At 33.9% G+C, this 14,930-nt stretch carries 16 protein-coding genes; 1 reads left to right on the forward strand and 15 read right to left on the reverse strand.

Features of this window, described 5'->3' with window-relative positions; translation table 11 throughout:
- Window positions 1–116 precede the first annotated feature (116 nt).
- From recO to accD, 6 genes are read right to left on the reverse strand one after another with little or no spacing between them, the layout of a single operon-like run.
- Window positions 117–731 carry a recombination protein RecO gene (gene recO, locus CIGNP109_RS05370; RefSeq protein WP_086228498.1) on the reverse strand — a complete coding sequence of 205 codons (615 nt, stop codon included), beginning with the start codon at window positions 729–731 and terminating at the stop codon, window positions 117–119.
- Window positions 713–1,651 (reverse strand): tRNA dihydrouridine synthase, encoded by a 939-nt coding sequence (locus tag CIGNP109_RS05375; RefSeq protein ID WP_086228499.1) that lies wholly within the window; start codon window positions 1,649–1,651, stop codon window positions 713–715. The genes recO and CIGNP109_RS05375 overlap by 19 nt, the downstream gene beginning before the upstream one ends.
- Complete coding sequence (locus CIGNP109_RS05380) at window positions 1,651–2,643, reverse strand: hypothetical protein (RefSeq protein WP_086228500.1); 993 nt, start codon at window positions 2,641–2,643, stop codon at window positions 1,651–1,653. The genes CIGNP109_RS05375 and CIGNP109_RS05380 overlap by 1 nt, the downstream gene beginning before the upstream one ends.
- A 9-nt stretch (window positions 2,644–2,652) precedes the next feature.
- The gene (gene dksA, locus CIGNP109_RS05385; protein ID WP_086228501.1) at window positions 2,653–3,009 is read right to left on the reverse strand and encodes an RNA polymerase-binding protein DksA; all 357 of its coding nucleotides are present in this window, start codon (window positions 3,007–3,009) and stop codon (window positions 2,653–2,655) included.
- Between the two features lie 11 nt (window positions 3,010–3,020).
- Window positions 3,021–3,467 (reverse strand): 23S rRNA (pseudouridine(1915)-N(3))-methyltransferase RlmH, encoded by a 447-nt coding sequence (locus CIGNP109_RS05390; protein WP_086228502.1) that lies wholly within the window; start codon window positions 3,465–3,467, stop codon window positions 3,021–3,023.
- Entirely contained in the window at window positions 3,467–4,339 is an 873-nt protein-coding gene (gene accD / locus CIGNP109_RS05395) for an acetyl-CoA carboxylase, carboxyltransferase subunit beta (protein ID WP_086225134.1), read from the reverse strand. Before accD ends, CIGNP109_RS05390 begins: the two co-directional genes overlap by 1 nt.
- Before the next feature lie 167 nt (window positions 4,340–4,506).
- Between accD and CIGNP109_RS05400 the strand changes: the two genes are divergently transcribed.
- A complete protein-coding gene (locus CIGNP109_RS05400) occupies window positions 4,507–5,103 on the forward strand; it encodes a peroxiredoxin (protein ID WP_086228503.1) in 597 nt (198 codons plus the stop codon).
- A gap of 143 nt (window positions 5,104–5,246) precedes the next feature.
- On the opposite strand, the gene serC is transcribed toward CIGNP109_RS05400, so the two are convergent.
- The 9 genes from serC to fliF all read right to left on the reverse strand — a co-directional run bounded on the left by serC (window position 5,247) and on the right by fliF (window position 14,930).
- Window positions 5,247–6,323, reverse strand: a complete 1,077-nt coding sequence (gene serC / locus CIGNP109_RS05405; protein WP_086228504.1) for a 3-phosphoserine/phosphohydroxythreonine transaminase — start codon at window positions 6,321–6,323, stop codon at window positions 5,247–5,249.
- A 9-nt stretch (window positions 6,324–6,332) separates the two neighbouring features.
- Complete coding sequence (xseA, locus tag CIGNP109_RS05410; protein WP_086228505.1) at window positions 6,333–7,493, reverse strand: exodeoxyribonuclease VII large subunit; 1,161 nt, start codon at window positions 7,491–7,493, stop codon at window positions 6,333–6,335.
- Window positions 7,490–8,203, reverse strand: coding sequence for a bifunctional demethylmenaquinone methyltransferase/2-methoxy-6-polyprenyl-1,4-benzoquinol methylase UbiE (gene ubiE / locus CIGNP109_RS05415; RefSeq protein WP_086228506.1), 714 nt, complete (start codon window positions 8,201–8,203; stop codon window positions 7,490–7,492). The genes xseA and ubiE overlap by 4 nt, the downstream gene beginning before the upstream one ends.
- Window positions 8,203–8,982, reverse strand: a complete 780-nt coding sequence (locus CIGNP109_RS05420; RefSeq protein WP_086228507.1) for a hypothetical protein — start codon at window positions 8,980–8,982, stop codon at window positions 8,203–8,205. The genes ubiE and CIGNP109_RS05420 overlap by 1 nt, the downstream gene beginning before the upstream one ends.
- Before the next feature lie 84 nt (window positions 8,983–9,066).
- Window positions 9,067–9,477, reverse strand: a complete 411-nt coding sequence (locus CIGNP109_RS05425; RefSeq protein WP_086228508.1) for a Fur family transcriptional regulator — start codon at window positions 9,475–9,477, stop codon at window positions 9,067–9,069.
- A gap of 96 nt (window positions 9,478–9,573) precedes the next feature.
- Window positions 9,574–11,382, reverse strand: a complete 1,809-nt coding sequence (gene dxs, locus CIGNP109_RS05430; RefSeq protein WP_086228509.1) for a 1-deoxy-D-xylulose-5-phosphate synthase — start codon at window positions 11,380–11,382, stop codon at window positions 9,574–9,576.
- 1 nt (window position 11,383) lies between these two features.
- Window positions 11,384–12,199, reverse strand: coding sequence for a flagellar assembly protein FliH (gene fliH / locus CIGNP109_RS05435; RefSeq protein ID WP_086228510.1), 816 nt, complete (start codon window positions 12,197–12,199; stop codon window positions 11,384–11,386).
- Window positions 12,196–13,221, reverse strand: a complete 1,026-nt coding sequence (gene fliG / locus CIGNP109_RS05440) for a flagellar motor switch protein FliG (protein WP_086225143.1) — start codon at window positions 13,219–13,221, stop codon at window positions 12,196–12,198. Before fliG ends, fliH begins: the two co-directional genes overlap by 4 nt.
- Window positions 13,221–14,930 carry a flagellar basal-body MS-ring/collar protein FliF gene (gene fliF / locus CIGNP109_RS05445; protein ID WP_086226725.1) on the reverse strand — a complete coding sequence of 570 codons (1,710 nt, stop codon included), beginning with the start codon at window positions 14,928–14,930 and terminating at the stop codon, window positions 13,221–13,223. Before fliF ends, fliG begins: the two co-directional genes overlap by 1 nt.

The following is a 14,930-nucleotide window of genomic DNA, read 5'->3' on the forward strand; positions in this document are numbered from 1 at the left end:
ATAATAACTTGCAAAGTAAATACTTATTAAAATATTTACTTTAATACTTTTGATTTATTTTATTATTATTTTCTTGATATGTTTTAGAAGATAAAGCAATCCATATAAACAAAAAATTAAAACCCCTCTAAAAGGATAAAATATAACTCTTTGATTTGCGTATCGTTTAAGTGAGCAGTTGAAGCAGTAGAAAGAAATTTGATCACGCTATCATAGTTGAATGGATTTTTGCCTATGCATTCAGGATGGGCAAGTAAAAATGCTCTACCAAGTCCGACTTGTTCATTAAGCTTGCCATCGCAGATAAAACAACTAGTATCAATATGCAATCGCCCCTCAAATTTTAAAATCATTGCATAGGATTCAAGTACGACTCTAATAGGGTTTTGGCGGTGAAATTTCTTAGCACACATTTCAAGTATTTCAAAATAAAACTCATCACTCTCTTGTACATCACGTAAATGATCAGCCATTAGCCGCATAAAATTTTGCCAAACTAAAAGTCGTTCACGCTCGATTAACCAGCTAAATCCTAGATGCATAGTCGAGCGAAGATGTGGCAAAAAGCTTTTACTTTCAACTAATTCAAAATCAAGTTTAAATCCTTGAGTGATAATAGGGTGACGAGCGCCATAAAACCTATAGCATTTGATCTGTTTGTGCGGAGAGAGAATTGTGACAATACAGTCTTCATCTCTTACTTTTTGAACCTTTAAGATATAGCCCTGCATGGGTCAAAAAATTGTTCAATCTGCTCTCTCATCTGCTCTGGAGAGTGTATTTGATTAACGCTAGATCTAAATTCGCTAGCCCCATTAAGACCTTTGGAGTATTCGTGTAAATGTTTGCGAAAAATCCCTATAGCATGATTACCATAAGTATTAAGCATTAGTTCAAAATGTTCTTTAATTACTTGTCTTTTTTCATCTGGATTTATACTTTGATTTTCTTTAATCTCTTTAAATATCCATGGAGAACCAATACTAGCTCTGCCAATCATCAGTCCATCACAACCAGTAGTTTTTAATACATTTTGATAGTTATCTAGATTAATGTCGCCATTGGCAATAACTGGAATTGTTGTATTTGATTTTATTTTAGCGATGGCTTCATAATCAACTGGTGCGCTATATCCACCAGCTCTAGTTCGTCCATGCACACAGATAAAATCAGCCCCAGCGTTAGATAAATCTTGAGCTATTAGGTGTGCCATTTTGGTGTTAAATCCTAGACGAATTTTAACCGAAGTATAGCGTTTATTTGATTTAGTTTTAATCGTTTCAATGATATTACATAGCAATTTTGGTTCATTTAATAAGGCTGAACCGGCATTTTGTTTTATTACTTTTGGCACTGGACAACCACAGTTTAAATCAATCCCATCAATCCCATCAAATTCATTTAAAATCTCTACTGCTCTAGCGATTACGCCTGTGTCGCTACCTGCTAGCTGAACTATATATGGCGTTTCTAGTGGAGATTTTTCTAGCATTGCTAAGGTCTTATCATGTTCATATACAAGAGCATTTGAGCTAATCATTTCACTAACTGTACAATCGCAGCCAAAACGCTTAGCTAGGCTGCGAAGTGGTAGATCAGAAAAGCCCGCTAAAGGGGCTAAAAATAACGGTTTTGAGCTAAAATCAATCATTAATAAAATAGATCCGCTCTAGCGATTTTACCATGATCTCTTAAAAAGAGTAAGGTCTCAATACGCTCAAATTTAGCATTACCGCTCATTATCGCTTCTCTAAGCTTTTCTATCATTTGGAAGTCATAAAGTAGATATAAATATGCTTCAAATGCAGCCCCTTCATCATTTCTAAGATGCTCAAACATAGATATAAGCAGATCTGGCTCAACTTTTGTTTTAAGCATTTTAGCAATTTTAATATATTCATCTGAGGTAAATTTAACTTTATTAATAATTCCAAACATATCATTTGTACTAATTTCAAATTTGTCTTTAGAGTATCTATTTACCAGTGTTAATACATCGCTATTTGTGTAGATTGGATTGAATTTAGATAGTTCTAAAAACGAACCATTTTCTACGAGTGCATTTGAAGCAAAAGCTCTTAATTCTTCGTTTGCATCATTACTAGATAAGATGGTAATAGCGTATTTATAGTCAGCTTGAATTTTGTTTTTTTCATTTTGGATATAGAGTGGATTAGTTTTTAAAAGCTTAAATCTTTTTAACTCACATACTTTTCCAGTTTTTACATCATTGTAAAGCTCATAGGCGGCTCTTAAATCATCGTTATGAAGAACTGGTTTGCCTAAATTTAGCCATGGAGAAAGAGATTTTGTAACCTCACTTGAAGCTGCAAAAAGATCGGTTTTAAAATCTTTATTTGACTCTAGTCCAAGGTAAATTTCCTTAGCTAAAACATTATAAATTTGAGCATCGCTTTTCATTGCTCTACCTTCTAGGTAGATTTTAAACCCATAGTAGCTCATATGCAAAAGTGCTAAAATCGCAAAGATACAAAGTGGCACCACAAGCCATGTAGCTACTGGTAATTCAAGTGTATAGCTAAGAATATTTATAGCATAATTTTGGTCAGCAAACGAAAAAGTGACCAGCCAAACAAGCCCAATATAGATAACAGAATATAAGAAAAATCGTCTAGTTTTCATCTTTTACCCTTATTTTATTATTGTTTTTTCAGCAATTTCACGACACGTAATGCAGTAGCGTGCGTGTGGTTTTACTTTTAGGCGTTCTATATCAATATCATCTTCGCACATATCGCAAATACCATAAATTCCAGATTCAATTTTTGTTAATGATTGATCAATTTCATTAAGCTCTTGTTGTTGTTTAGCTGAGATTGAGTGTTCTAGTTCTTCATCAGCACTAATACTAGCAAAGTCAAGCTCATCAGTAGCACCACTTTGTCTAAGTCCATCAATCTCGCTAGCTGCATCATTGATATTTCTTTGAATTTGCTCTTTTCTCTCTAAAAGCAACTCTTTAAAATACTCTAGTTGGCTTGTTGTCATATAACTCCTTTTTATTTATGATAGGGGTGGTTTGCATTAATGCAAAGAGCGCGAAAAATCTGCTCATATAGTACGAGTTTAGCTATTTTATGCGCAAATGTTAGCCGTGATAAACTCACTAACTTATCCATCTCTCCCCGTAAATTATCACCTAAACCATAAGCCCCGCCAATAAAAAATGAAATTTGATTTCTATCTTTAAGAAGCTTTGCAAACTCAAAGCTATCAAGCATTTCACCACGCTCATCAAGTCCGATGCAAAAACCATTTAAACAAGGCTTATATGCCTCTTCATATGCTCTATGCGATGCGGCTTGGCCTTGAATTTGAGCTTTAGCAATTTGTGGGCTAAATTTATTAATCTCTTTAATATTAGCCCATTTGCTACTCATCTTGATATAATCTTTTATATCTTTATCATCATCAAGCTTTTGAAGACAATGGACTAGAATTTGCACTAAATAGCCTCATTAATTGGGCTATAAAAATTATCATTTTTCATAAAAAATCTTATCATATCACTAAGATATTTTTTATGCTCATCTCTTGGGACTATAGCATCTATTAATCCATGCTCTAGCAAGAACTCAGCTCTTTGAAAACCTTCAGGTAGGCTTGCTTTAATAGTTTGTTCAATAACTCTTTGGCCTGCAAAACCTATTAAAGCTTTTGGCTCAGCAATGATTAAATCACCTAGCCAAGCAAATGAGGCTGAAACTCCACCCATAGTAGGGTCAGTAAGAACTGAGATATATGGCAATCTATTATCGCTTAAAAGTTTGAGTGCAGCACTAGTTTTGCTCATTTGCATAAGACTAAATGTACTCTCTTGCATTCTTGCGCCACCGCTTGCACTTACTATAATAAGTGGATTTCTCTTTTCTATCGCTCTGCGAACTGCACGAGTGATTTTTTCACCTTCAACTGAGCTTAGGCTACCACCCATAAAGCTAAAATCAAAAACCACAAGCTGAACTGGTTGGCCATCAATTGTAGCCTCTCCTGAGATTACTGAGCTTGTTTTGCCATTTTTACTTTGACCTTCTTCAATTCTCTTTTTATATGATTTTTTATCTACGAAATTTAATGGATCTATTGGTCTTAAATTTGCATCAAATTCAACAAAACTTCCAACATCGCTAATTAATTCTATTCTTTTTTGAGCGCTAAGTCTCATATGATATCCACATTTTGGACAAACATTATAGCATGCTTCAACTTCTTTAAAATACATTAAAGAGCTACAACTGCTGCACTTTACCCAGTGACTTGGAGCTTCACTTGGGTGAGATTGTTTTTTGCGTATTTTTGAAAAAAAATCACCTAGCATTTTTTTCCTTTAATAAAAAATTGGGCGATTATAGCAAATTTTTCTTTAAATTCATATTTTTATTACTTTTAAATTGATTTTATAGATTGTTTTATCTGCGTTTAATTATAGTTAAATTTACACAGATACAATTTCGCAATTCATAAAAATTATTAAGGAGATTTAGTATGATAGTTACTAATAAAGCACCACAACTAAGTGGCGTAGCAGTTCTAGGCAATGGTCAAATTGAAGAAAATTTTGATCTATATAAAAACATTGGACCAAAAGGTGCAGTAGTATTTTTCTATCCAAAAGATTTTACATTTGTTTGCCCAAGCGAAATCATCGCTTTTGACAAAAGATATAAAGAATTTAAAGATAGAGGTATTGAAGTTATCGGCGTTAGCACAGATAATGAATACTGCCACTTTGCATGGAGAGAAACAGATATTAAACAAGGCGGTATCGGTAGAGTACAATTCTCTCTAGTAGCTGACCTTAAAAAAGAGTGGGCAAGAGGATTTGATGTACTATTTGATGAAGCAGTTGCTCTAAGAGGTAGCTTCCTACTAGATAAAGATGGTACAGTTCGCCACGCAGTAATAAACGATTTACCACTTGGTAGAAATATCGATGAAATGGTAAGAATGGTTGATACAATGCTATTTACAAACGAGCATGGTGAAGTTTGTCCAGCTGGCTGGAACAAAGGTGATAAAGGTATGAAACCTACAACTGAAGGTGTAGCAAGCTACCTATCAACTGATGGCGACAAACTATAATTCTACCTTTTAATTAATTTGGCTGCGACTCGCAAGGGTCGTAGCCTTTTTTTATGTCTAATTTTTACAATCAGATATTTTGTATTTAATATAAAATTTAAAAGCCCTTTAAATAGAGTTTAACTACCTAAAAGGCTTAAAAATTATCCATGTGTTCTTTGGAATTCCTTCATAAATTCACATAGAGTTTGTACGCTTTGTTGTGTTACGGCATTATATATAGAAGCTCTTAAACCACCTAAGATTCTATGACCTTTTAATCCTATCATTCCATTTTGTTCAGCTAATTTAACAAAAGCTCCATCAAGTTCAGCACTTGGAGTAGCAAAACTAACATTCATTAAACTTCTTGAACCTGGTTTTGCAAATGCTTTGTAAAAATCTGAATTATCTATAAGTTCATATAAAGCAGCTGCTTTTTGCTCATTTACAGCATTTATAGCATTTAAACCACCTTGATCTTTGATCCAATCAAGAACCAAATCAAACATATAAATTCCAAATGTTGGAGGTGTATTAGCTAGTGAATTAGCCTCTATTTGCGTTGTATAACGAAGCGGAGTAGGAACGCTATCTTTAACTCTTGCGGCTAAATCTTTTTTAACTATAATAATAGTTATACCAGCTGGGCCAGCATTTTTTTGTGCTCCACCATAAAACAGACCGATATTATGTGCCTTAAAATCAATTTCACGGCTTAAAAGATCAGAACTGCTATCTACTACTAGTGGGCATTTTGGGCTTGGAAGTGTGGCGTATTGTGTGCCATAAATCGTGTTATTTGAGCAGATATAACCATAATCAGCATCATCACTAAAATTAAAATTTGGAATGTGATCAAATTTAGTATCTTCGCTACTTGCTATTACCTTGTAATTGATATTTTGGATTTTGGCTTCTTTGATTGCTTTTTGCGTCCAAACACCGGTATTTACATATTCGGCCACGCCACCAGTGTAAATATTCATCGGAATTTGAGCAAATTGCAAAGTCGCACCACCTTGTAAAAATAGCACCGCATAATCATCGCCGATATTATAAAAACTTTTTAGTTTAGCAATGGCGTTATTGTGTAACTCTTCAAAAACTTTCCCCCTATGGCTAACCTCCATAATACTAAAGCCAAGACCATGATAATTAGTAAATTCAGCCTGTGCACGCTCTAAAACTGCTAATGGAATCGCACTTGGACCAGCACTAAAATTTAAAACTCTACTCATTTTATCCCCTTATTTTATTATTGCTTGTTTGCATAAATTTTGTGAACTAATAGTAATCTCATCGCCGCTTTTTAGCTCAGATAATGAGATGATTTGCGAATCTTTTATAATATGTGCCATATTTTTTGTTACCTTGTAAAAATACTCTTGTCTTTTAAAAACTAACTCAAATTTATCAATTTTTGATTGAGCTAAATTAAATTTTTTATGTAAAAAGTTATCTAAATTTGACTTAAAACTATCTAAAGTAAGAGTAGCTAAGTTGATTTTTTGTTCTATTGCTTTAGATTTTATCTGTGCTTTGGCTAAATTTAAATAGCTTTCACATTTGTTGAATTTAGATGATATAATCGCTTCAAGAGTATTTTGAAAAATATCAAGTTTTTGATGAAGTTCATTACTATCAGGCAAGAGATCAACCATCGCAGCAGTGGGTGTAAGCGATCTGTGATCAGCTACAAAATCACTAATACTATAATCAATCTCATGCCCTATAGCTGAGATAATAGGCGTTTTTGCTTCATAAATTGCATAAGCCAAGCCTTCATCATTAAAACACCACAAATCCTCTTTAGACCCGCCGCCTCTAGCAATGACAATTATATCTAACTCCATAGAATCAGCAAGCTTTAACATCTTAATTAAATTTGCTGGAGCGCTATTTCCTTGAACTAAGGAATTAAATAGATAAAACTTAGGCAAAACATACCTATCACTAATAACCTTACACATATCAGCAAATGCTGCAGAACTAGCACTTGTAATGATTCCTACTTTGCTTGGATATTTTGGTAGTGGTTTTTTATCTGCTCTATTAAATAAACCAGCAAGAGCTAGACGCTCTTTGAGCTGATTAAATGCAAGCTCAAGCTCACCTACACCAATTGGAATAATGCGACTAGCGATAAACTGATAGCTACCATTTGGGCTATAGATTGAAAGCTTACCAATTAGCGTAACTTTCATTCCATCTTTTATTTCAAATTTTATATTTTGATTAGCAAATTTATACATAGCGACGCTGATGGCAGATTTCTCATCTTTGAGCGTAAAGTACCAGTGACCACTACTATGTTTTGTTAAGCGACTTATCTCACCTTCAACTTCAACTACGCTAAAGTGCGACTCTAATAACGCCTTAGCCGACTCATTTAGATCGCTTACTGTCATATATTTTTAACCTTTTTAGCAATAAACATAGTGCTAATATTCATACTAAACCCTTTAACTATCACCATCTCAAAACCACTTCCTTCAAGTTCACGACAAAACTCATTTGAGTCTAAAAAACCTTCAATGCTTCTAGGTAGATACTCATAAGCCTCTTTATTTTTGCTTATAAATCCACCGATTGCAGGCAAAATATTGTGTAGATAAAAATCCCTAATCTTTGCTATTGGGCCACTTTTATCCCTTTTGGTAAATTCTAAAACAACTAAATATCCGCCAATTTTTAAAACCCTATTAAACTCATGTAAAGCCTGAGTTCTAGCTACAACATTTCTAATACCATAACTTATGCTAACTATATCCTGGGTATTTGGGTTTAATTCTGTATTATCAGCTTTTGCCTCTTTAAATTCACAATTTGGGAGCTTTTCTTTGGCTACTTTTAACATCTGCTTACTTGGGTCAATTCCGGTAATTTTTTCAATTTTTAAATTTGCTTTTTTGGCGCTATTAATCCATGCTTGAATCATATCTCCAGTGCCGCAAGCGACATCTGCAATATTTAGCGAGGAGTTAAAATTTTTTAAAACTTGATCACAGGCTGAGCTTCTCCAAGAAGCGTCGATTCCAAAGCTTAATATTTTATTAGCTTTATCATAAGTGGGCGCAATTTCATTAAACATATCTATGATTTTTTCTTGGTTTTGCACTAGATTTCCTTTTGATAGTATGGTTTTAGTTTTTTTGAGATTTTAGCTAGCTTTTTATCGAATTTTTTTAGCTTTTTATTTAACTCTTTATTTATTGATTTGCTATCTTTTTGGTTGGATTTTTTGAATTTATAGACTAAATTTGTGATTTTTGAGAGTTTTTGCTCAAATTTAGTTAATCCAAAAATCTGATAAAATGCATTAACAAGCACAAAAAGTTCGCTTAGAGTGTTTGAATTTAAGGCGGTTTTGGCTTTAATTTCTTGGCGTAAATTTACTATACTTTTGCGGATTGCATATGCTGATGATGAAGAAATTTTACACTCTTTAATGCAGTAAAATGAGTGTGTATCGTATAAAAAAATCTCCAATTCAAAGCATAATGATTGAAACCCATTCTCAAAATATATCTGAATTTGAGCTAAAATATCTTTTAATTCAGAATCATTTTGCCCTTTTAAAATTTGGCCTAAATGTTCAAATAGCGGTAAAATTTGATCTAGAAGTTTGCTAAATTTAACAACAACAAGCTTATCAAATATAAAATCAAAGCTATTAATTAGGCAGTTTATTTCTATTAAATGCTTTCCAATTATAGCCAAAATCGCACTATTTTTATCTTTTTGGTAGAGTTTTCTAAGCCCATCAATTAAAAAGAGCTTTTGCAAAATTAGCAATCTAACCCCATCATAAGCACTAATATCGATACCAAAATATAGCATTTTGTTGCCTATTTTTGGGAGTTTGGATGTGATTTCTAAATAGTTGATATTTTGCAAAATTTTTCCTTGAATAAAAGTGAAGAATTTTACACTAAAACTACTAAAATATAGCTTTAAAACCCCGTATTTAGGGCTTTAAATTTAGCAACACTTTGAACAATTTGAGACATTTGCAACGATATTTAATCTATTTATTAAGTTACCTATCTTTTGTTCTAGATGGGTTTGATATGAGATCATCTGCGCATCGTTGGCGCTAATATCTGTAATGTTGCCACAATTGCTACATACTAAATGAATGTGTTGTTGCTCGTAAATATCATATTTTGCTTTTTGGTTTGGGCTATTAACCTCAATTACTAAATTTTCATTTATAAGGGTACTTAGATTTTTATATACTGTTGCAAGTGATATAGATGGGTATTCGCTTTTAATTTGTTCATAAAGCTCATCTATAGTTGGATGCGTGTGATTGCTCAGTATTTTTAACACACACAGTCTTTGTGGAGTGGCTTTAAGTTTGGCTTGTTTTAAAAGCTCCATGTAATCCATACTTTTTTCCTCTTAATTAAATGGGCATATTTTATCCAAAAAATATTTAAATTCAACTTTATTAATTAATATTTTTTATCTATTAGCCTATCTTGTTTAAAGTATGATTTTTTTAGCAATCTCTTCAATACTGATGTTTAAGCTATTTTCTACTAAATTTATAGATCCATGCGTTATAAACTTATCTTCATACTCAAAGCTTATAATATTTACATCTTTAATATTATTCTCTTGCAAAAATCCAGATAAAATCTCGCCAACCCCACCACGCTTAGCACTATCGCTAAAAATATACCATTTTTTATGCTCTTTAGCAAGGTTTAAAAGCAGCTCTTTATCAAGTGGTTTTATAAAGATAAGATCTATAATTGTAGGATTAATGTCTAAAAATTTAGCCACCTTGTATGCTTTAGCTACCGCATTACCGTATCCAATAAATGCGACATTTTCATTATTTTGCGATAAAATTTGGGATTTTCCAAGCTCTACTTTAACTGGTTTAAACTCATCACTAAGCCCAAAATTTCCCCTAGGATATCTAATAGCAAGTGGCGAATTAAAACTATAAGAAAATTCTATAATCTCTTTAAACATTAATTCATCTCTAGGTGCTGCAAGAGTAAAATTTGGTATAGCGTTTAAAAAACTAATATCAAAAGCTCCTTGATGCGTCTCACCATCTTCTCCTACTATGCCAGCTCTATCCATGCACAAAACTACAGGTAAATTTAAAATAGCACAATCATGAATGACTTGATCATAGGCTCTTTGCATAAATGTTGAATATATTGCAATATAGGGTTTAAAGCCTTCTTTTGCCATTGCTGCCATAGATGTAACTGCATGCTGTTCTGCAATTGCAGTATCCCAAAATCTATCTGGAAATTTCTCAATCAAAGCCCCAAGTCCTGTGCCACTAGGCATAGCAGCTGTTACGCCTACTATATTATCATATTTACTAGCAAGTTCTAAAAGTAAACTGCTAAAAATTTCAGTAGCATTTTTTTGACTAGATTTTTGTAGTGCTATACCATTTTGCGGATTAAATGGGCTTACTCCATGCCACTTCTCTTTTGGGCCTTCGGCAATCTCATAGCCTTTGCCTTTTATAGTTTGAGCATGGACTATAACTGGTTTTTTCATATTTTTTGCTACGCTAAAAGCTGAGATTAAATCCTTGATATTATGCCCATCTACTGGACCTATATATTCTAATCCAAGCTCTTCAAAAAACATTCCAGGAGTAATGAGTCTAATGCCTTCTTCTAATCTTTTAGCCATATAAGCCGCTGAGTCTGGCATAAGCTCTAAAAGTTGATTAATTTTGCTTTTAAATTTTTGATAAAATGGCCCCGCCATCATCTGTGATAGGTATTTGCTCATAGCGCCAATCGGTTTTGAGATACTCATCTCATTGTCATTTAAGATAATAACGCATGGATATTTAAGATCGCCTAGCTCATTTAAAGCTTCATACGCCATCCCAGCGCTTAATGCCCCATCGCCGATTAGAGCTACGGGTAATCTATCTTCGTTTTTAAGCTTAATAGCCTTAGCAGCGCCTACTGCAAGACTAATAGATGTAGAACTATGTCCAGCTATAAAATAATCATATTCACTCTCGCTAGGTTTAGTATATCCACTAATTCCACCAAATTTACGCAAACTATCAAACTCATTCCAACGCCCGCTTAAGAGCTTATGAGTGTAGCTTTGGTGGCTAACATCAAATATAAATGGATCATTTGGGGGATTAAATACATAGTGCATCGCAATACTAAGCTCTACAACTCCTAAATTTGAGCTTAAATGTCCGCCATTGGTGCTAACTACACTTAAAATTCGTTCCCTGATATCACAGGCTAGAGATTCTAGTTCGCCTAGCTTTAGAGATTTTATATTCATTTTATTCGCTTAATATTTTTTTAATTTTCTCAAATCTAGCCATTACGCTGCCATCGATATTGCCTATATCGCTTAGAACGATTACACCACCAACTGATACAGCCTCATCACTGCTAAGTTTTATATTAGATTTTAGAGTTAAATTTGATTTTATAAACTCATAATCTTTTGGGTTGGCTTTTATCTCAATTGTTGTAGCTTGGTTTAGTTCATCAATTAAGCTTTTAGCGATATTTAAGGCAATCTGAGCTGAGCTGTCTTTTATCTCTTTTAAGACTACTTCTTTAGCAATCTCAATAGCAGTTGCTGCGATTTCACTTTGGCTAGTTGCTAGTAAAGCTTCAAGTTTAGCAGTTTGCTCATCGAGCTTATCAATGGAACTTGAATACTTTTTGCTAGTTTCATTTAAAGCTGCATCATACTCAGCTTTAGCCTGTTCGTGTCCTTCTCTTAACCCTTCTTCTTTGGCTCTTTGAGTCTCATTTTCTAGGCGAATTTTAAATTCATTCTCTTGATGTTCAATCTGCATTTGAAGCTTAACGATATTACCGCTTAGATCATCAGTTCGCTTTAAAAGCTCTTCAATAAATGTTGATTCTATTAAATTTGACGACTCTTGAGCTGGAGTTGAGCTTGATTCAGTATTTTGTGTATTTGACTCAAAATCATCTCTTGCATCGCTATTTGTATCTTGGATTGGCTCCTTGACTGGTTGCTCTTTTGGTGATTCATTTGATTGGAGCGCTAAAACCTTAAATCTATATGGCTCGACTATATGCTCTTCGTTGTTTTTATGTATTACACTACTTGCTATCATTCTATCATCTCTTCGCTTACGCCGACTTGGAATACTCCATCTTCAGCTAGTTTTTGAACTAGTTCTACAACTTTTCTTTGCGCCTCTTCAACCTCTTTTACACGTACAGCACCAATAAATTGCATCTCTTCGATAAATGCTTCACTTGCCCTTTGGCTCATATTGGCTAGGAATTTGCGTTTTAACTCTTCGCCGCTGCCTTTTAAACCAACCATAAGTACCTTTTTATCCACAACTTTGAGAATTTCTCTAATAGCATTGTTATCAAGAGAGCTAATATCATCAAATGTAAACATAAGATCTTTAATGATCGTAGCAAGAGCCGGATCATTTTTCTCAATAATTTCGATTGTAGATTTGCTTGCTTTTTGACCAAGACGGTTAAGAACTTCTGCAACAGCTCTTGGTCCACCAACTTCAACTTTATAGCTTGTAAGGCTATCAAGCTTGGATTCAAGTACGGTTGAAACACGTTTGACAACAGATGGGCTAATATCGCCTAGGTTTGCCATACGCATTACAACTTCGCTTCTAATATCATCTGGTAGATAAACTAGGGTTTCAGCAGCACTTGATGAATCCATATGGGCTACGATTAGAGCGATTGTTTGTGGGTGTTCTTTGACGATAAAGTCAGCTAACTGCTGAGGTCGCACCTGGCCAAGATAGCCAAAAGATTTGGTGGTTTCGAGTGATTTTTGGAGTTTATCCATAATTTTTTGAGCGATTTCTGGACCAAATGTTCTAAATAAAATCTCTTTAGCATATTCGATACCGCCACTTTGTAAATATTGGTTAGACTGACTAACTACATAAAATTCTTCTAGCACTGCAGCTGCTATTGATTTATCGATAGTTTTGGCAGTGGCAATATATTTTGAGATTTCAGTGATAATATCTATATCCATATGCGCAAAAAGCATCGTAGTAACATCTTCACCTAGCTGAATGAGCAAGATGGCTATTTTTTCAGCCATGCTCAAATCTTCATATACTGCCTTTTGTTCTTCGTTTAGCTTCATTAGAATTCCTTATTGGAGTTAAATCCAGTATCATTTTTAAGCATATTTTGCAACAATGTAGCGATCTCATCGCTTCTTTCAGTGGCAATGAGTTTGAGTTTTTCTAGCATAACTTCGTATTTAAGCTCATTTTCATCAAAATTCTCACCAATTCCAAGTTCATCTTCAACCCGTTTTCTAGCAGCTTTGAATTTCTCCAATGTATCCTCGGCTTCTTCTTGGATAGTAGATTCATGTGAGAGCGGCTCAAGACCTTCGTCTTTAGACTCTTCAAGCATTTTATTAAGAAATGGAGTAATAACTTGTTTATAAAATACATATAAAATTATTAAAACTATTAGATATTTTAATACCGGTACAATTGGTTTAAAATATGTATCTACAACTTTTTGGAAGCCTGTTACCTGTGTAATTTTGCCAGTTTGTCTAAATTCAAAATTACTTACTGTAACTTCATCGCCCCTATCAGCATTATATCCGATTGCTTGCTGGACTAGACTTTTTATTGAGTTTAATTCATCTTGATTTAATGGAATATAGGTTGGAGTCTGAGCTTGTGAGCCATCTTCAAGGGTTTGGAATTCATACTTTCCATCTACGACTACGGCTGCGGTTACTCTTTTTATCGTGGCGTATTGATCTTTTACTTTTATTGTTTGTTTTGAAATTTCATAGTTGGTATTGGCGACATTTTTGGAGTATAGCTCGGTTGGTTTATTATCTTCTAAACCTTGAACTGGGCCGATATTACTAACTGCACCCGGCACACCACCAACATCTTTTGGCTCTTTACCTTCCCTTTTTTCTTCTATATTTTGCTCACTTCTAATAACTGAGTTTGGATCATAAATCTCATTTATGCTATCTTTGGTTGAAAAATCAAATTCAATGCTAACTTTAGCTGTTACTTTATCTTTTCCGCCAATAAATTTGCCAATCATATCAATGATTTTTCTCTCATATGAATCTTCAAATTGGCTTCTATATTTAATTTGTGCAGCTACTAATTCATTCTCTAATGCAATCTCATCATCGCCAAGTGCTACGCCATCTTGTGTTACTATTTTTACATCTTCTAGTTTTAAATTTGGAACTGAACCAGCTACGATTCTTTTAATTCCATCAATCTGTCTACGATTTAACTTAGCGCCATCTTTAATTTTTACTACAACTGAAGCTGTTGGTGGGACTTGACGCTCGGTAAATACGCTATCTTTAGGAAAAGCTATATACACACTAGCCTTATCAATTGGCTCTAGACTTTCGATGGTTTTAGATAGCTCGCCTTGAATTGCACGTTGGAATTTAACTCTTTGTTCGTTTTCGGTTGCTCCAAAATCTTGTGTATCGTAAATTTCAAAACCCTTTTTATTATCACCCATTATGCCAAGGCTAGCTACGGCTATTCTTTGGCGATAGACATCACTTGTAGGAACTAAAATCGTACCTTCATCAGCTAGTTTATATTTTACGCCTTGAGCCTCTAATTCGTTGATAATTTGAGAAGATATAGTAGGATCAACATTGCGAAATAATACGCTATAGCCTTCATACTCAGCCTCTGGGTTTTTATTACTACTGCTAAATAGAGTCAAAAACACCAAAAATCCAATAACCAAAACAACAGAGCTAATAACTACAATTTTTTGCTTTTTGGTTAGATTTTGAACGACTTGACTAATTTGTTGAAAAAGAGCTTTAAAATCCAT

This window comes from Campylobacter sp. P0109 (assembly GCF_002138755.1).
Classification (GTDB): Bacteria; Campylobacterota; Campylobacteria; order Campylobacterales; family Campylobacteraceae; genus Campylobacter; species Campylobacter devanensis.